This window comes from Polaromonas sp. P1_F9 (assembly GCF_056405615.1).
The window spans coordinates 134,387-152,308 of the sequence record NZ_JBFUBT010000004.1 but is presented as its reverse complement, the minus strand read 5'-3'; the positions used below and the strand labels follow the sequence as shown (position 1 = coordinate 152,308).

Annotated in this window: 17 protein-coding genes and 1 tRNA gene; 13 read left to right on the top strand and 5 right to left on the bottom strand. The window is 61.8% G+C overall.

What is annotated here, in order from left to right; translation table 11 throughout:
* Positions 1-77 precede the first annotated feature (77 nt).
* The 6 genes from AC1DYR_RS12255 to AC1DYR_RS12230 all read left to right on the top strand — a co-directional run bounded on the left by AC1DYR_RS12255 (position 78) and on the right by AC1DYR_RS12230 (position 3,894).
* A complete protein-coding gene (locus tag AC1DYR_RS12255) occupies positions 78-1,619 on the top strand; it encodes a cytochrome b (RefSeq protein ID WP_477705334.1) in 1,542 nt (513 codons plus the stop codon).
* 16 nt (positions 1,620-1,635) lie between these two features.
* Complete coding sequence (locus tag AC1DYR_RS12250; RefSeq protein WP_477705333.1) at positions 1,636-2,391, top strand: cytochrome c1; 756 nt, start codon at positions 1,636-1,638, stop codon at positions 2,389-2,391.
* Between the two features lie 85 nt (positions 2,392-2,476).
* Positions 2,477-3,088, top strand: coding sequence for a glutathione S-transferase N-terminal domain-containing protein (locus tag AC1DYR_RS12245; protein ID WP_007868077.1), 612 nt, complete (start codon positions 2,477-2,479; stop codon positions 3,086-3,088).
* A 1-nt stretch (position 3,089) separates the two neighbouring features.
* A complete protein-coding gene (locus AC1DYR_RS12240; RefSeq protein WP_477705332.1) occupies positions 3,090-3,242 on the top strand; it encodes a hypothetical protein in 153 nt (50 codons plus the stop codon).
* Positions 3,243-3,255: 13 nt separating this feature from the next.
* Positions 3,256-3,807, top strand: coding sequence for a ClpXP protease specificity-enhancing factor (locus AC1DYR_RS12235; protein ID WP_477705331.1), 552 nt, complete (start codon positions 3,256-3,258; stop codon positions 3,805-3,807).
* 11 nt (positions 3,808-3,818) lie between these two features.
* Positions 3,819-3,894, top strand: a tRNA-Thr gene (locus AC1DYR_RS12230).
* A 124-nt stretch (positions 3,895-4,018) separates the two neighbouring features.
* Here AC1DYR_RS12230 and AC1DYR_RS12225 read toward each other — a convergent pair.
* A complete protein-coding gene (locus AC1DYR_RS12225) occupies positions 4,019-4,336 on the bottom strand; it encodes a hypothetical protein (RefSeq protein WP_477649133.1) in 318 nt (105 codons plus the stop codon).
* Between the two features lie 53 nt (positions 4,337-4,389).
* On the opposite strand from AC1DYR_RS12225, the gene AC1DYR_RS12220 reads away from it, so the two are divergent.
* From AC1DYR_RS12220 to AC1DYR_RS12200, 5 genes are all read left to right on the top strand, one after another.
* Positions 4,390-5,370, top strand: a complete 981-nt coding sequence (locus AC1DYR_RS12220; RefSeq protein ID WP_457279690.1) for a M23 family metallopeptidase — start codon at positions 4,390-4,392, stop codon at positions 5,368-5,370.
* Between the two features lie 212 nt (positions 5,371-5,582).
* Complete coding sequence (gene secA, locus AC1DYR_RS12215) at positions 5,583-8,348, top strand: preprotein translocase subunit SecA (protein ID WP_477705330.1); 2,766 nt, start codon at positions 5,583-5,585, stop codon at positions 8,346-8,348.
* A gap of 57 nt (positions 8,349-8,405) precedes the next feature.
* Positions 8,406-9,647, top strand: a complete 1,242-nt coding sequence (argJ, locus tag AC1DYR_RS12210) for a bifunctional glutamate N-acetyltransferase/amino-acid acetyltransferase ArgJ (RefSeq protein ID WP_477705329.1) — start codon at positions 8,406-8,408, stop codon at positions 9,645-9,647.
* A gap of 97 nt (positions 9,648-9,744) precedes the next feature.
* The gene (locus tag AC1DYR_RS12205) at positions 9,745-10,710 is read left to right on the top strand and encodes an ATP-binding protein (protein WP_477705328.1); all 966 of its coding nucleotides are present in this window, start codon (positions 9,745-9,747) and stop codon (positions 10,708-10,710) included.
* The gene (locus AC1DYR_RS12200) at positions 10,707-11,147 is read left to right on the top strand and encodes an NUDIX domain-containing protein (RefSeq protein ID WP_477690023.1); all 441 of its coding nucleotides are present in this window, start codon (positions 10,707-10,709) and stop codon (positions 11,145-11,147) included. Before AC1DYR_RS12205 ends, AC1DYR_RS12200 begins: the two co-directional genes overlap by 4 nt.
* 610 nt (positions 11,148-11,757) lie before the next feature.
* On the opposite strand, the gene AC1DYR_RS12195 is transcribed toward AC1DYR_RS12200, so the two are convergent.
* The gene (locus tag AC1DYR_RS12195; protein WP_477686061.1) at positions 11,758-12,432 is read right to left on the bottom strand and encodes a lytic transglycosylase domain-containing protein; all 675 of its coding nucleotides are present in this window, start codon (positions 12,430-12,432) and stop codon (positions 11,758-11,760) included.
* 7 nt (positions 12,433-12,439) lie between these two features.
* Complete coding sequence (locus tag AC1DYR_RS12190) at positions 12,440-14,182, bottom strand: proline--tRNA ligase (RefSeq protein WP_477705327.1); 1,743 nt, start codon at positions 14,180-14,182, stop codon at positions 12,440-12,442.
* A gap of 160 nt (positions 14,183-14,342) precedes the next feature.
* Between AC1DYR_RS12190 and AC1DYR_RS12185 the strand changes: the two genes are divergently transcribed.
* Both AC1DYR_RS12185 and AC1DYR_RS12180 read left to right on the top strand, forming a co-directional pair.
* On the top strand, positions 14,343-15,047 hold the full coding sequence (locus tag AC1DYR_RS12185) for an RNA pyrophosphohydrolase (RefSeq protein WP_477705326.1): 705 nt from the start codon (positions 14,343-14,345) through the stop codon (positions 15,045-15,047).
* On the top strand, positions 15,044-15,550 hold the full coding sequence (locus AC1DYR_RS12180) for a CNP1-like family protein (RefSeq protein ID WP_477705325.1): 507 nt from the start codon (positions 15,044-15,046) through the stop codon (positions 15,548-15,550). Before AC1DYR_RS12185 ends, AC1DYR_RS12180 begins: the two co-directional genes overlap by 4 nt.
* Positions 15,551-15,582: 32 nt before the next feature.
* Here the strand turns inward: AC1DYR_RS12180 and proB are convergent, their stop codons facing one another.
* On the bottom strand, positions 15,583-16,719 hold the full coding sequence (gene proB, locus AC1DYR_RS12175; RefSeq protein ID WP_477705324.1) for a glutamate 5-kinase: 1,137 nt from the start codon (positions 16,717-16,719) through the stop codon (positions 15,583-15,585).
* 106 nt (positions 16,720-16,825) lie between these two features.
* Positions 16,826-17,902 carry an Obg family GTPase CgtA gene (cgtA, locus tag AC1DYR_RS12170; protein ID WP_477649123.1) on the bottom strand — a complete coding sequence of 359 codons (1,077 nt, stop codon included), beginning with the start codon at positions 17,900-17,902 and terminating at the stop codon, positions 16,826-16,828.
* Positions 17,903-17,922: the final 20 nt, after the last annotated feature.

Here is a 17,922-nt window from a genome sequence, read left to right as displayed (position 1 = left end):
CCAGCACCTGATACCCGCCGACCTTTCTGCCGCGTACCAGGTGCTTGCCAAAGAATCCCACCGAACCAGGATCAGTTATGGCTGAATTCAAAGAAATTTCCCCCGATGCCCCGCTCGCCGTCAAGGCGATGAACTGGGTCGACAACCGGTTTCCCGCCAGCAAGCTCTACAAAGAGCACATGAGCGAGTACTACGCACCGAAGAACTTCAACTTCTGGTACATCTTCGGCTCGCTGGCCATGCTGGTGCTGGTCATCCAGATCGTCACCGGCATCTTCCTCACGATGAATTACAAGCCCGACGCCGCACTGGCTTTCGGCTCGGTCGAGTACATCATGCGCGACGTCCCCTGGGGCTGGCTGATCCGCTACATGCACTCCACCGGCGCTTCCGCTTTCTTCGTGGTGGTTTACCTGCACATGTTCCGCGGCCTGCTCTACGGCAGCTACCGCAAGCCGCGTGAGCTGGTCTGGATCTTCGGCTGCGCGATTTTCCTGTGCCTGATGGCCGAGGCCTTCATGGGCTACCTGCTGCCATGGGGCCAGATGAGCTACTGGGGCGCCCAGGTGATCGTCAACCTGTTTGCCGCCATCCCTTTCATCGGCCCTGACCTCGCGCTGCTGATCCGCGGCGACTATGTGGTGGGCGATGCGACGCTGAACCGCTTCTTTGCTTTCCACGTCATTGCCGTGCCGCTGGTGCTGCTGGGCCTGGTGGCCGCGCACATCATCGCGCTGCATGAAGTCGGCTCCAACAATCCCGACGGCGTTGAAATCAAGGGCCCCAATGCGCCCAAGGATGCCGCAGGTCACCCGCTCGACGGCATTCCCTTCCACCCGTACTACACGGTGCACGACATCTTCGGTGTGAGCGTCTTCCTGATGATCTTCACGGCGATCATCTTCTTCGCGCCCGAGTTCGGCGGCTACTTCCTGGAGTACAACAACTTCATCCCGGCCGACCCGCTGAAGACGCCTGCACACATCGCACCGGTCTGGTACTTCACGCCTTACTACTCGATGCTGCGCGCCATCACCGGTGAAATGGCCGGTGCACTGGGCATCATCGCGATCGTCGCCGCCGTGCTTGCCGCCCGCAAACTCTCCGGCATCTTCAAGCCGGCCGTGCTGGTGATTGCCGTCGGCGCAGCCTTGCTGCTGGGCTTGCTGCCTTCCATCGCCAACTGGATCGGCCTGGTCATTCCTTCCGCCGGCGCCGGTATCGCGCACGGCCTGGATGCGCTGGCCAAACCGCTGGCCGGCGTGCCTTTCCTGGGCGAGCTCTGGGGCATGATGATCAAGGGTATCGACGCCAAGTTCTGGGGCGTGGTCGTGATGGGTGGTGCGGTCATCATCCTGTTCTTCCTGCCATGGCTGGACCACAGCCCGGTCAAGTCGATCCGCTACCGCCCTGACTGGCACAAATACCTCTACGGCATTTTTGTCGTGAATTTCCTGGTGCTCGGTTACCTGGGAGTTCAGCCGCCATCGGCCATCGGCGAGCGCGTGTCCCAGCTCGGCACCCTGTTCTATTTTGGTTTCTTCCTTTTGATGCCGTGGTGGAGCCGCCTGGGTACGCCCAAAACACCGCCTGACCGTATTATTTTCCACGGTCACTAAGCAGGAGATAACAACAATGAAAAAACTGATTTTTTCCCTGATCGCGGCCCTCGGCCTGGTTGCCGGTGCACACGCTTCCGAAGGCGGCATGGCCTGGGACAAGGCGCCGAACAATACGAATGACCTTGGCTCCCTGCAAAACGGTGCCAAGCTGTTCGTCAATTACTGCCTGAACTGCCACTCCGCTGCTTTCATGCGCTTTAACCGCCTCAAAGACATCGGACTGACCGAGCAGCAAATCAAGGACAACCTGCTGTTCACGACCGAAAAGGTCGGCGACACCATGAAGGCCGCGATTGATCCCAAGCAGGCGAAGGACTGGTTCGGCGGCAATCCGCCCGACCTGACCGTGATTGCACGTTCGCGCTCGGGTGCCGGCGGCACGGGTGCCGACTATCTTTACACCTACCTGCGCAGCTACTACCCCGACAACACCAAAGCCACGGGCTGGAACAACCGCGCTTTCCCGAGTGTGGCCATGCCGCATGTGCTGTGGGAGCTGCAGGGTACTCGCGAGCCGCAGTACGACTACAAGGAAGAGCACGGCCACAAAGTGGAGATTTTTAAAGGCTGGAAGCAGGTCACGCCCGGCACCATGACGCCGCTGCAGTATGACCAGGCGATGGGCGACCTCGTGGGTTACCTGCAATGGATGGGCGAGCCGGCCCAGAACACCCGTATTCGCGTCGGCGTCTGGGTGCTGATTTTCCTTCTCGGCTTGACCTTTGTTGCCTGGCGCCTGAATGCGGCGTTCTGGAAAGACGTCAAGTAATTTTTCGCCGGGGCTAAGCTCCCGGCACCTTCTGGAGTGGATGCTTTCAATGTATCCACTCCTTTGCATTTAGGAGTTCCGCACCATGATGGTCCTTTATTCAGGCACAACCTGCCCCTTCTCGCACCGCTGCCGTTTTGTGCTGTTTGAAAAGGGCATGGATTTCGAGATTCGCGATGTTGACCTGTACAACAAGCCCGAAGACATCAATGTGATGAACCCTTACGGACAGGTACCTATCCTGGTCGAGCGCGACCTGATCCTGTACGAATCGAACATCATCAACGAGTACATCGACGAGCGCTTTCCGCACCCGCAACTCATGCCCGGTGACCCGGTTGACCGTGCGCGCGTGCGCCTCTTCCTGCTGAACTTCGAAAAAGAACTGTTCGTCCACGTCAGCACGCTGGAATCGCGCGCCTCCAAAGGCAACGAAAAGGCGCTTGAAAAAGCCCGTTCGCACATCCGTGACCGCCTGACGCAGCTCGCACCGATCTTCCTGAAAAACAAGTTCATGCTCGGCGACAACTTCTCCATGCTGGACGTGGCGATTGCTCCGTTGCTGTGGCGCCTGGACTACTACGACATTGACCTGTCGAAAAATGCCGCACCGCTGCTCAAGTATGCGGAACGCATTTTTTCGCGCCCCGCCTATATCGAAGCACTGACGCCGTCCGAGAAGGTGATGCGAAAGTAATATGGCCCCCACGCTCGTCACTGCGTGTACTTCGCTGCCCCCCAAGGGGGCGCTGCGCCTGCGGCCCGGCGAAGCCGGTTCCGCGGCCCTGGCTGGCGAAGAGAGATCTCTCACGGCCGGTGAAGAGGGTGCCCACGTGATGATTCGGGTCTAACTTGGCTGAATTCATGAACGCCCTGGACTCCACGTCGACTCGCCCGTATTTGATACGGGCCTTGTACGAGTGGTGCACCGACAACGGCTTCACGCCTTATGTGGCCGTGTCGGTGGACGACACGGTGCAGGTGCCGCGCGAGTACGTCAAGAACAACGAGATCGTGCTCAACATCAGTTTTGACGCGACCTCGTCGCTCAAGCTCGGCAACGATTTCATCGAGTTCAAGGCGCGGTTTGCCGGCAGTGCCCGGGAAATCATGGTGCCCATCAGCCACGTGATCGCGATCTATGCCCGTGAAAACGGGCAAGGCATGGCTTTTCCCATGGTTGCGGCTTCCCCCGGTCCGGTTTCCGGCGCTGAGGCGGGCGCCGAAGACCCCCATGGCGCACCTCCGGTGGCTGCCGCGCCGGTCGCGCATCCGCACAATCCGGCGGAAGGCCCGGAAAAGATCATGCAGCTGGTGCCCGAAAGCAACGCTGATACGCAAGCCGATGACGGTTCCGAGCCGCCGGATCCGCCCAAGTCGCCGCGCACACGGCCTTCACTGAAACGGGTCAAGTAAAATAGCTTTGTGCCGCTTTAGCTCAGTTGGTAGAGCAACCGCCTTGTAAGCGGTAGGTCGTCAGTTCGATTCCGACAAGCGGCACCATTTCCCCTTTCCTGTTGCCTTCCCCATGCCATATGGGTACCATACGCTACGAAATTGGTAGCAGGCAATGTGATCAACATGCGGGCCAGGACGTATTGAGGCTTCTGTGAGCCGGTCTGGACGACTACTTTTTGGCTATTAGTATCTTGAGCCGAATTGATGTAACCTTCCAACCTTTGCCGAGAAGGCGCGCCTGGATCAGGGGGAGCAACTGCCGGATTTTTGCAGCAGCCGCATTGCCATTTACCAGCAGGCACCAGGTTTCACCGTCAATCGGTCCGGCCTGAACGGCGGGCCGAAGGGCTTCAGGAAGCAGCGATTCAATGGCCTTGAGCCTTTCGCCGGACTCCTGAACGAGCTCCGTCAGCCGTGCCAGGGAAGGTGAATTCCCGGCCGCCTGGTAAACGGAAAGCGCCTGGGGAAGGCGCCGGTCAGTGGTCATGATGGGCAGATAGCAGCCTGGCAAGCGCAAGCTGAAAAAAAAGAGGTAGACAAGTGCATTTGATTATCACGGATGCGTGGCTGGCGAAAAGCCGGGCCATTTATTTAAGCGGTACCAAACTGGTGCTGGCCGGCTTTGTCGCCGCCCTGGCGCTCATGCTCGTGGCTGCGGGCCTCTATCACTGGGTGTTCCTCAAGGGAGCGCGGGAAGGCTGGCCGGTCGTCGGCTCGCTGGTCAAGCTCATGGTCAAGGACGAATTCGACCAGCGTGACCGCTTTATGCGTGAGAACCTTGATGTCATGGCCAGGCGGGTCGGTGAAATGCAGGCCAAGATGATGCAGCTCGAAGCGCTCGGCGAGCGCGTGTCGGGCCTGGCAGGGGTCAGCCCGAATGACATCAAGGTGACGCCCGGCCGCGGCGGCGTGCTGGTGGCGGGGCCCTCGCTGACCATGGAAGAGCTGCAAGCCACCCTGGCTGACCTGGACAAACTGACCGACCAGCGCGTGGACCTCATGACCGTGATGGAGTCGCGCCTCTTCGACCAGAAGATCAAGAAGATGATGGTTCCCACCCAGGAACCGGTGGCCGGTGGCAATCTGGGCTCACCTTTCGGCTGGCGCATTGACCCGATGAACGGACGCTCGGCCTTGCACACCGGCCTGGATTTCCCGTCCGAGCCCGGTACCGCGATTCTGGCCGCCGCAGGCGGTGTGGTCGTCACGCAGGAATACCACCCCGCCTACGGCAACATGGTGGAAATCGACCATGGCAACGAACTCGTCACACGTTACGCCCATGCGTCCCGCGTGCTGGTCAAAAAAGGCGACCTGATCAAGCGTGGCCAGAAGATTGCAGAAGTGGGCACCACGGGTCGTTCCACCGGTCCGCACCTGCATTTCGAGGTGCTGGTCCAGGGCGTCTTCCAGGACCCGCAAAAATTCCTGACCGCAGGGCAAAAACTGCCCGGGCCCACGGTGGCAGCGGTTTCTCCGCGGCCGGCCGTGCCGGCTCCCCAGTTGCCGCGCCCCCACTAGGCGCTTGCCGCTGCCGTGCCAGGTGCACGGCTTTTGGCTTGCCGCTGCGGTTTTACGGCGGCGGGCCATGCGACTCCCTTGGCAGAGTTAAAATCAGGGGTTTGGGCCCAGTTGAAGTAACTGTTGGCGCCCACACCTAGGTTCCGTACACAAAAAGGGATTTCGGCCGCATTGCCTAGCTCGCGGGAGCGGTCAAAGGCGGCCTCGCATTTATGGCTTCCAACATCCTGACCAAAATTTTCGGCAGCCGCAACGACCGCCTGCTCAAAACCTACCGCAAAACCGTAGAACGCATCAATGCGCTGGAACTCGAGTATGAGAAGCTGAGCGACGACCAGCTGCGCACCAAAACCCAGGAATTCAAAGACCGGGTGGCCGCAGGCGAAGAACTCGATGCCATTCTTCCCGAAGCTTTTGCCGTGGTCCGTGAGGGCAGCAAACGCGTCATGAAGATGCGTCACTTTGACGTGCAAATGCTGGGCGGCATGTCGCTGCACAACGGCAAGATTTCCGAAATGCGCACCGGGGAGGGCAAGACCCTTACCGCCACGCTGCCGGTCTACCTCAACGCACTGACCGGAAAAGGCGTGCATGTGGTGACGGTCAATGACTACCTGGCCAGCCGCGACGCGCGCTGGATGGGCAAGCTCTACAACTTCCTGGGCCTCACCGTCGGCATCAACCTGCCCAACATGTCGCGCGAGGAAAAGCAGGCAGCCTACGGCTCCGACATCACCTACGGCACCAACAACGAGTACGGCTTTGACTACCTGCGCGACAACATGGTCTACGAGGTGGCTGACCGCGTGCAGCGCGGCCTGAATTACGCCATCGTTGACGAGGTCGACTCGATCCTGATCGACGAAGCGCGCACGCCGCTCATCATCAGCGGTCAGGCTGAAGACCACACCGAGATGTACCTGGCGATGAACAAGGTCGTGCCCTTGCTGACGCGCCAGGAAGGCGAAGCCGATCCGCGCACCGGCGAAGGCGTGACCAAGCCCGGCGACTACACCATCGACGAGAAAACCCACCAGGTCTTCCTTACCGAGCAGGGTCATGAAAACGCCGAGCGCCTGCTGTTCAACCTCAGCCTCATCCCTGAAGGCGCCACGCTGTACGACCCGGCCAATATTTCGCTGATGCACCACCTGTATGCAGCGCTGCGCGCCAACCTGCTCTACCACCGTGACCAGCATTATGTGGTACAGGACGGCGAGGTCGTGATCGTTGACGAATTCACCGGCCGCCTGATGTCGGGCCGCCGCTGGAGCGACGGCCTGCACCAGGCTGTCGAAGCCAAGGAAGGCGTGCAGATCCAGGCTGAGAACCAGACCCTGGCCTCCATCACCTTCCAGAACTATTTCCGCCTGTACAGCAAGCTGGCCGGCATGACCGGAACGGCCGACACCGAAGCCTACGAATTCCAGGAAATCTACGGCCTCGAAACCACGGTCATCCCGCCCAACCGCGTCAGCCGCCGCGACGACCAGCTGGACCGCGTCTACAAGACCACCCGCGAGAAGTACGAAGCCGCGATCAAGGACATCCGTGAATGCTATGAGCGCGGCCAGCCCGTGCTGGTCGGCACGACGTCGATTGAGAACTCCGAAATCATCGACCAGCTGCTGATCAAGGAAAATCTGCCGCACCAGGTGCTCAACGCCAAGCAGCATGCCCGCGAAGCCGACATCATTGCCCAGGCCGGGCGGCCGAAAATGATCACCATCGCCACCAACATGGCGGGCCGCGGCACCGACATCGTGCTGGGCGGCAATGTGGAAAAATTGATTGAAGCGGTTGAAACGGACGAATCGCTCGATGTGGCTGCCCAGGAAGCGGAAATCACCCGTCTGCGCGCGGTCTGGAAAGAAGAGCACGAACAGGTTACCTCCCTGGGCGGCTTGCGCATCATCGCGACCGAACGTCATGAATCGCGCCGTATCGACAACCAGTTGCGCGGCCGCTCAGGCCGCCAGGGCGACCCCGGTTCATCGCGCTTCTATTTGAGCCTGGACGACCCGCTGATGCGCATCTTCGCGGGCGACCGCGTCAAGGCCATCATGGAGCGGCTCAAGATGCCCGACGGCGAGGCGATCGAGGCGGGCATTGTGACCCGCAGCATCGAGTCGGCCCAGCGCAAGGTCGAGGCGCGCAACTTCGATATCCGCAAGCAGTTGCTGGAATATGACGACGTGGCCAATGACCAGCGCAAGGTGATTTACCAGCAGCGCAACGACATCATGGATGCGGCCAACCTGCAGGCGCAAATCGCTTCCCTGCGCGAGGGCTGTTTCACCGACTTGGCGCGGCAGTATGTGCCGGTTGAGAGCGTTGAAGAGCAGTGGGACATCGCCGGGCTCGAGAACGTGCTGAGCGACGAGTGGCAGATCGAGTTGCCCCTGCGCCAGGAGCTGGAGGCCGCGACCGCCATCACCGACGACGAAGTCGTGGAAAAAGTCATCGCTGCGGCCAACGCCGCATTCGCCGACAAGGTCGAAAAAATCGGCGAAGAAAACTTCACGCAGTTCGAACGCATTGTCCTGCTGCAAAGCATCGACAGCCACTGGCGTGAACACCTGAGCGCCCTCGACTACCTGCGCCAGGGCATTCACCTGCGCGGCTATGCGCAGAAGCAGCCCAAGCAGGAATACAAGCGCGAGGCTTTTGAACTCTTCGGCCAGCTGCTGGACAGCGTGAAGAACGAGGTCACCAAGGTGCTGATGACGGTCAAGGTCCAGTCGGGCGAACAGCTGGAGCAGGCTGCCGAGGAACTGGAAAACCGCGCCGAGAACATCACCAACGTCACCTATACCGCCCCCACCGAAACCGGTGAAGTGGAAACGACGCTGGACAGCGAATCTCAGCGCCGCGCATCGGCCATACCGGCCGACGAAGTGCCGCGTGTGGGCCGCAACGACCCTTGCCCTTGCGGCTCGGGCAAGAAGTACAAAAACTGCCACGGCCGCCTGAACTGAGCACCACCCTGCGCTGAACACTGCCGATTTAACCCTGATTTTCCGGAGTCCTGGAACATGCCCGTCAATCTGGTTGCCACGCCCGCTGCAGACCTTTACCCTGTGCCCGGCGTGCGCTGGGGAATTACCGAAGCGGGCATCCGCAAGGCCAATCGCAAAGACCTGTCGGTGTTGCTGCTCGACGAGGGCGCCTCGGTCGGGGCCGTCTTCACGCAAAACCGCTTTTGTGCTGCGCCCGTGCAGATCTGCCGTGAGCATCTGGCCAAAAATGACGGCAAAACAGCCGGCATACGCGCCATGCTCATCAACACCGGCAATGCCAACGCCGGCACCGGTGACGACGGCCTGAGCCGCGCGCACGCCAGCTGTATCGCACTGGCCCGTCTGCTGGATATTGCGCCCGAGCAGATCCTGCCGTTTTCCACCGGCGTCATCATGGAGCCGCTACCCAACGACCGCATCGCGGCGGGCCTGCCGGCCGCGCTGGAAGCCGCCAAGGCCGACAACTGGGGCAACGCCGCCGAAGCCATCATGACGACGGATACCGTCGCCAAGGCTTTCTCCGCGCGCGTCAAGATTGCGGGCGCCGACATCACCATCACCGGCATCAGCAAAGGTGCCGGCATGATCCGGCCCAACATGGCCACCATGCTCGGCTTCATGGCGACGGATGCCTGTGTTGCCCAGCCGCTCATGACGCAACTGGCCACGGAGCTGGCTGAGGGCTCCTTCAACCGTGTGACGGTCGACGGCGACACCTCGACCAATGACTCGTTCGTCGTGATGGCCACCAACAAGGCGAAGCACCCGCCCATCACCTCGCTGGACAGCGCGGAGGGCAAGGCGCTGCGCGCCGCCATGCTGGACATTGCCCGCAAGCTGGCCCAAGCCATCGTGCGCGACGGTGAAGGCGCGACCAAATTCATGACCATCCAGGTCGAAGGCGGCAAGACCGGCGAAGAGTGTCGCAAGGTCGCCTACGCCATTGCGCATTCGCCGCTGGTGAAAACCGCCTTCTTCGCCAGTGATCCCAACCTCGGCCGTATCCTGGCGGCCGTCGGTTATGCCGGCATCGACGACCTGGACCAGACAAAAATCGATCTGTACCTGGACGATGTGCTGGTCGCCAAAAACGGCGGCCGCCACCCCGGCTACGTGGAAGCTGACGGCCAGCGCGTGATGAAGCAGAGCGAGATCACTGTGCGTGTGGTGCTGGGCCGGGGCAATGCAGCCGACACGGTCTGGACCTGCGATCTCTCTTACGACTACGTCAAGATCAACGCCGATTACAGATCATGAAACACTCCCGAAGCGCCTTCGGCGCCTCCCCCTCAAGGGGGCGCCACCAGCGGCCCGGCAAAGCCGGTTCCGCGGTGGCCTGCGAAGGGAAGGGCCTGTGAACGACAAGTTTGAGCGATTGATAGAGCGCGTCGAGTCCCTGATGGCGCGGATTGAATCCGTGCTGCCGCAACCGCTCACTGCACCCGACTGGAGCGCTTCGATTGCCTACCGCTACCGCAAGCGCAGCTCCGGCCACGGCTCGCTGGAGCCGGTGCGCCACATCGGCAACATGAGCCTGGGCGACCTCAAGGAAATCGAGGACCAGAAGGAAAAGATCCGGCGCAACACCGAGCAGTTTGTCAGCGGCAAGCCCGCCAACAACGTGCTGCTGACCGGCGCCCGCGGCACCGGCAAGTCTTCGCTGATCAAGGCCTGCCTCAATGAATACTCGGCGCGTGGCCTGCGGCTGATCGAGGTCGACAAGGCCGACCTCACCGACCTGCCGGACATCGTTGACGTGGTGTCCGGGCTACCCGAAAAATTCATCGTCTTCTGCGACGACCTGAGTTTTGAAGAAGGCGAGCCCGGCTACAAGGCGCTCAAGTCCATCCTCGATGGGTCCGTGGCAGCGGCTACGCCCAACGTGCTGATCTACGCGACCAGCAACCGGCGCCACCTGCTGCCCGAGTACATGACGGAAAACCTCACCTATACGCACGGCGACGATGGTGAGGTGCATCCTGGTGAGGTGGTCGAGGAAAAGATTTCGCTGTCCGAGCGTTTTGGCCTGTGGGTCAGTTTTTACCCCTTCACCCAGGACGAATACCTGACCATCGTCGCGCAGTGGCTGTCGTCCTTCGGCGTGGGCCCTGACGCAATTGCGGCCGCGAGGCCCGCATCGCTGGTCTGGGCGCTGGAGCGCGGCTCGCGCAGCGGCCGCGTGGCCTACCAGTTCGCCCGCGACTACGCCGGCCGCGACAGCGCCAGCCGACCTGTGGCGGCTGCGCCCATCGCGGCGTATGAGCGGCCGGGCGCGGCGGCGACGGCCCCATCTGACCAAGCTCCAGACCATTCGACATGAGCGTGCTGGTCGCTGACGGCGAGCGCCCGCGCGAGGGCGGTGTGGACCGCAAGGTGGTCGACGTGGCCGTCGGCGTGCTGATCCGGCCGGATGGCGATTTCCTGCTGACCTCACGCCCGCCCGGCAAGGTCTACGAAGGTTATTGGGAATTCCCCGGCGGCAAGCTCGAAGCCGGTGAAACCGTCGAAGAAGCCTTGCGCCGCGAGCTGCAGGAAGAAATCGGCGTCACCATAGGCGCCGCCCAGCCCTGGAAAGTCGAAATGGTCGACTATCCGCACGCGCTGGTCCGCCTCAATTTCTGCAAGGTCTTCGACTGGACCGGCGAGCTCCACATGCACGAAGGCCAGTCCTTTGCCTGGCAAAACCTGCCGGTAACGGTGCAACCAGTGCTGCCGGGCACGGTGCCCGTGCTGGACTGGTTTGCCGCCGAAAAATAGAACACCCCCGTTCAGGCTCACTTCGTGTAGCCTGCTCCCCCCTTGCAGGGGGCGGCGCCTCCAGGCCGGCAAAGCCGAAAACTAAGTTCACCCCGTCGAACGCTCACTGCGTGTAGCGCCTTCCCCCTTCCAGGGGCGGCGCCTGCGGACTGGCAGAGCAAGATCCGCGGCCCCTGCTGGCAAGGCAGCCGGTCGCTATTAAATTTATAGCTGATCGCGCCCGACAGCATTGGGCTATGGGCACTATTCATGGGTAAAAAGAGGCCAAAAATCCCCTTTTAGAGACCAAAATGCCTTCAGGACTCGTTGTATTGGCCGTAAAACATCGTCAAAACCTTGTTTTCAGGCATTAAATCGGACCTCAGCCCAATAGGGACGTGCGCGAGTAGCTATTGAATTGATAGCGCCATGCTGTATCAAGCTGGGGCCGCGGAACTGGCTTTGCCAGGCCGCAGGCGCCGCCCCCTGCAAGGGGGGGAGCAGGCTACACGCAGTGAGCCTGAACGGGGGTGTGCCGATGGCACCGCGGAACCGGCTTTGCCGGGCCGCAGGCGCCGCCCCCTGCAAGGGGGAAAGGGGCTACACGCAGTGAGCCCCGATGGGGGTGTGCCTAGAACTCCCAGGCTTTGCTGGCCCCCATCACGGCATTGGGATAAGGCGACTTGCCCCGCGATCCGTTGTAGCGGCCCAGGCCCATGAAGAGGTCGCCGCGTTCGCGGTCCAGGTAGTGGCGCAGGATCACGCAGCCAAAGCGCAGGTTGGTCTGCATGTGAAAGAGCTTGGACGGGTCGCCGTCGCCGATCACGCGCGTCCAGAAAGGCATGACCTGCATGTAGCCGCGCGCGCCGACGTTGCTCACGGCGAACTTGCGGAAATTGCTTTCCACCTGGATCAGGCCCAGCACCAGCGTGGTGTCCAGCCCGGCACGGCGGCTTTCGTACCAGACGGTCTGCAAAAACTCCTTGCGGATCTGCCACTCGGGTTTTTTCTTCTTCAGCCGTTCGCTCATGGCGCCCAGCCAGCGCAGGTAGGCGAGCCGGCTTTCGGTGTCCTTGAACTCGGGCACGGGCGGCGCCTGGTTGGCAATCGCCGAACTCAGCGCGGTGCGTACCGAGTCGATCAGCGGCTCTTCAACCTGCGCGCCGGCATGCGCCTGCTGCGCCAGCAGCAGTGGGCTGAGGGCGATGGGCAGGGCCTGCAGGCAGCTTCGCCTGGAAATCCCCTGCGCCCTGGCCTGGGCGGCAGCTTCGGATGCGGACAGGGTCAATGAGCGCACGGAAACCATTGGAGCGTCAAAGCGCCAGCTTTCCCTTGAGGAAATCAAAGGCGCCGGCAACGTCGATCTTGCTGGAAGCTGCATCGCGCCGGTGCTGGTATTCGAGCTGGCCGTCTTTCAGGCCGCGGTCGCCGATGGTGACGCGGTGCGGCACGCCAATCAGTTCCCAGTCGGCAAACATGGCGCCGGGGCGTTCACCGCGGTCGTCCAGGATCACGTCCACACCGGCTGCGAGCAGTTCTGCGTAAAGCTTGTTGGCGGCCGCTTCGACTTCGGGAAAGCGGTCGGGGCTGATGGGGCACAGCACCACGGTGAAGGGCGCAATCGCGTCGGGCCAGATGATGCCGCGCTCGTCGTGGTTCTGCTCAATGGCGGCGGCCGGCAGGCGCGTGATGCCGATGCCGTAGCAACCCATTTCCAGGAATTGGGGCTTGCCGTTTTCACCGAGGAAGGTGGCGTTCATGGCCTGGCTGTATTTGGTGCCGAGGTAAAAGACGTGGCCGACCTCGATGCCGCGCTCAATCACCAGCGCACCCTTGCCGTCGGGCGAAGGGTCGCCCGCGACCACGTTGCGGATGTCGGCCACCAGTTCGGGCTCGGGCAGGTCGCGGCCCCAGTTGACGCCGGTGGTGTGAAAGTCCACTTCGTTGGCGCCGCACACCCAGTCGGCCATGGCCGCGACTTCGCGGTCCACCACCAGCTTGACGGGCTTCTTCAGGTTGAGCGGGCCGAGGTAGCCGGGCTTGCAGCCGAAATGGTCTTCAATTTCGGGCAGGGTGGCAAAGCGGAAGTCCGCCAGGCCCGGCACCTTGCCAACCTTGACCTCGTTCATGTCGTGGTCGCCGCGCAGCAGCAGCAGCCAGACCTGCGTCTTGACGATCTTGCCGGTTTCATCCATCTGGTCGGTGGCCAGTACCAGCGACTTGACGGTGGAAGCGAGCGGGATGCCCAGCAGCTCCGCCACGTCGGCGCAGGTGGCTTTGCCGGGCGTGGCGGTTTTGGTCAGTGCCTGGGAGGCTACCTTGCGCGCGCCCTGGGGCGCCAGCGATTCGGCTTTTTCCATGTTGGCCGCGTAGTCGCTGCCGGGGCAATACACGATGGCGTCTTCGCCGGTGGCGGCGATCACCTGGAACTCTTCGCTGAGGTCGCCGCCGATGGCGCCGCTGTCTGCCGCGACGGCGCGGTAGGTGAGGCCAAAGCGATCAAAAATCTTGCGGTAGGCCGCTGCCATGACCTGGTAGCTGGCCTTGGCGCTGGCCTGGTCGCGGTCAAAGCTGTAGGCGTCCTTCATGATGAACTCGCGTCCGCGCATCAGGCCGAAGCGCGGCCGGCGCTCGTCGCGGAACTTGGTCTGGATCTGGTACAGGTTTTTGGGCAGCTGCTTGTAGCTCTTGATGTCCTGGCGCATCACATCGGTGACGACTTCCTCGCTGGTCGGCTGGACGACAAAGTCGCGGCCGTGGCGGTCCTTGATGCGCAGCAGCTCGGGGCCCATTTTTTCAAAGCGGCCGGTTTCCTGCCAGAGCTCGGCCGGCTGGATCACCGGCATGGTCATTTCGATCGCGCCGGCGCGGTTCATTTCCTCGCGCACGATGGCCTCGACCTTGCGGATCACGCGCAGGCCCATCGGCATGTAGTTGTACACGCCGGCGCCCAGTTTCTTGATCATGCCGGCCCGCATCATGAGCTGGTGGCTGACGACTTCCGCGTCGGCAGGCGCTTCCTTGAGGGTGGAAATAAAGAACTGGGAGGCTTTCATGGGCGGTTTTCGGGGATTCCGGGGTTGGAAAAAAGGATGGAAAAGAGTCGAAAAAGGAACGAAAAGGGAACGGGAAAGGGGTGCTGCAGCCCGCCGTGCGCTTGGCGCTGGGGCCTTCGCTGTGCATAATGGACTCAGTTTAAAAAATTGAGGTTTGATTATGCTTGACCGGGACGGCTTTAGGCCCAACGTCGGCATCATCTTGCTCAACCAGAGAAGTCAGGTATTTTGGGGCAAACGTATCCGTACCCACTCGTGGCAATTTCCGCAGGGTGGCATTGACCGGGGCGAAAATCCCGAGCAGGCCATGTACCGCGAGTTGCATGAAGAAGTGGGGCTGTTGCCGCAGCATGTGAGTGTGCTGGCCCGAACCCGAGACTGGTTGCGCTATGAGGTGCCTGACCGGTTCATCCGCCGCGATGCGCGCGGACATTACAAAGGCCAGAAACAAATCTGGTTCCTGCTGCAACTGGTCGGCCACGACTGGGACTTGAACCTGCGCGCCACAGACCATCCGGAGTTCGATGCCTGGCGCTGGAACGACTACTGGGTGCCGCTGGACGTGGTGGTCGAGTTCAAGCGCGGCGTGTACGAAATGGCCCTGACCGAGCTGTCGCGGTTCGTTCCGCGAACGGACGCGCGTTTCGAGCAACGCCCCGACCACCGCAACCGATATTTGCGCGGGGGCTTGCATCAGCGTGACCACGCGGGCCAGGCCGGCGAGGGCGGTTTTGCACCCGCTGGCGAGCCCTTTCATGCACCACTGACACGGCTGGGAGCGTCTTTTGAATTGCCGCCCGGCGCCACTTTTGAACCCGATCCGCAGACCAGCCTGGATGCGAACAGCCAACCGACCAAACCATGAATCTCAAACCCGCCCTTGTGGCCGCCACGCTTTTGCTGGGGATCAGCTTTACGTCATGGGCCCAGACCCCGATGGAAGACCCCGAGTGGAAAGAAGACAGCGTCTCGGCGCCGCCGGCCTTCGACCTCACCAAACTCGTCACGTTTGAGGTGTCGCCCAATTCCCAACTGGTATACGGCGTGGACCCGGCGACCATTCAGATTTCGAGCCAGGACAGCGTCGTGCGCTACGTGATCGTGGCCTCGAATGCCAGCGGTGCGCGCAATGTGATGTACGAAGGCATACGCTGCAGCACAGGTGAATTCAAGACCTATGCCCGTTATTCGGACGGCAAATGGACCAACGTCAGCAATCCCGAATGGAAGTCAGTGTTCGGCAATATGCCGTCCAAGCATGCCTTTCGTTTGGCAAGGGCCGGCGCCTGCGACAGCGCGGCACCTGCGCAAACAGTGGATCTGATGGTGTCGCGGCTGAAGAACCCGAATTTCAGGACCCGGGAATAGGGCGCAGGAAGCAGGGCCGCAGCCGGCAAAGCCTAGCGGGTCAATACCAGGTTGGTGCGGTGAACCATCTCGGGCTCGCCCGTGTAGCCCAGCAGTTTCTCGAACTCTGACGATGCCTTGCGGCAGATCATGCGGGCTTCGGCGCTTGAGTAATTGGCCAGGCCGCGCGCGATCTCGGCGCCTCCGGGATCCCTGATGGCGATGACATCGCCGCGTGAAAACTCCCCCTGAACGGCCGTCATGCCGATGGGCAGCAGGCTTTTCCCCTCATCGCGCACCTTGCCCACGGCACCTGCGTCCACAGTCACTGAGCCCCGCATTTGCAGGTGATCGGCCATCCATTGTTTGCGTGCCTGCATCTTCTGGGTTTGCGCCACCAGCAGCGTGCCAATGGGCTCGCCCCGGGTCAGCCGGACCAGCGCTTGCGGCTCGCGGCCCCAGGCGATAACTGTCGATGCACCTGAGCCCGCGGCGCGTTTGGCGGCCAGGATCTTGGTGATCATGCCGCCCTTGCCGATGCTGGAGCCGGCGCCTCCCGCCATGGCCTCCAGCGCTGCGTCGCCGGCCTTGGCTTCGTGAATAAAGCGAGCGCCGGGGTCTTTGCGCGGGTCGGCGCTGTAAAGGCCTTTCTGGTCGGTCAGGATGACCAGTGCATCAGCGTCCACCAGGTTGGCGACCAACGCACCCAGGGTGTCGTTGTCGCCGAACTTGATCTCGTCGGTGACTACCGTGTCATTTTCATTGATCACCGGCACCACGCCGAGCTGCAGCAAGGTCAGCAGGGTAGAGCGTGCGTTGATGTAGCGTTCGCGGTCAGCCAGGTCGGCATGAGTCAGCAGCACCTGAGCACTGGCAAGGCCGTTTTCGCGCAGCTTGGTTTCATAGACCTGCACCAGGCCCATTTGCCCGACGGCGGCGGCGGCCTGCTGCTCATGGATGGCCTTGGGTCGCGTCGCCCAGCCCAGGCGTTTCATGCCCTCGGCAATCGCGCCGCTGCTGACCATGATGACCTCCCGGCCGTCCTTCACGAGGGCTGCCAGCTGCTCGCACCACTGGCCGATCGCCACGACGTCCAGTCCGCGCCCCTCATTGGTGACCAGGCTGGAGCCAACCTTCACCACGATGCGTTTGGCGTTGCGCAGGACCAGGGAGCCGGTTTGTTCTTGCATTTAAGTATATTTTAGGGCGCTAGACCAATCAGAGTGAGCGCAAGCAGCTATCATTTATATAGCAAGCGCCGGCGGCGTTTGCCCGGAAATCAGCGGGGAAAGGCCGTTACGGGGATTCCGGCGGCAGTTCGGCAAATCGCGGATCAACCTCTTCCACCGGCTGTTCGCTTTTCTGGACGCTCTTCACATGCTGGTAAATGGTTTTGACCAGCTGCTCGCAACCCTCGCGCGTCAGGGCCGAGATTTCGAAGACGGGGCCCTTGAACTTGAAGCGCTTGACGAAGTCCTTCACCAGCGCGGCACGTTTGTCCTTGTCCACCATGTCGAGCTTGTTGAGGACGAGCCAGCGCGGCTTGTCGTACAGCGCCTCATCGTATTTTTTGAGTTCGCCCACAATGGCCTTGGCCTGCGCCACCGGGTCCACGCCTTCATCGAAAGGCGCCATGTCGACAATATGCAACAGCAGGCGGGTGCGCTGCAGATGCCGGAGGAACAGGTGGCCCAGGCCGGCGCCTTCCGAAGCACCCTCGATCAGGCCGGGAAGATCTGCCACCACGAAGCTTTGTTCCGGGCCCACGCGTACCACGCCGAGGTTGGGGTGCAGGGTGGTGAACGGGTAGTCTGCAATGCGCGGGCGCGCATTCGACACGGCCGAAATGAAGGTGGACTTGCCGGCATTGGGCATGCCCAGCAAGCCGACGTCGGCCAGCACCTTGAGTTCGAGCTTGAGGCTTTTGCGCTCGCCGGGCCAGCCGGGTGTCTTGCTGCGTGGCGCGCGGTTGGTCGAGCTTTTGAAGCGCAGGTTGCCGAAGCCGCCATCCCCGCCCTTGGCAATCAGCACTTGTTCACCGGGGACCAGCAGCTCGTACAGCACTTCCCCGGTTTCGCCGTCAGTCAGGATGGTCCCGACCGGCATTTTCAGGATGATGTCGTCGCCCTTGGCGCCGAACATGTCTGAACCCATGCCGTGCTGGCCGTTACGGGCCTCGTGGCGGCGTGAAAACCGGAAGTCGACCAGGGTGTTCAGGTTGATGTCGGCCACCGCATACACGTGGCCGCCGCGTCCGCCGTCGCCGCCGTTGGGGCCGCCGAACTCCTTGTATTTTTCATGGCTGAAGGAGACGCAGCCACTCCCGCCATCGCCGGCGGCAATGTCAATAAAGGCTTCGTCAACAAATTTCATGATGGAGTGCTGCGGTTAAA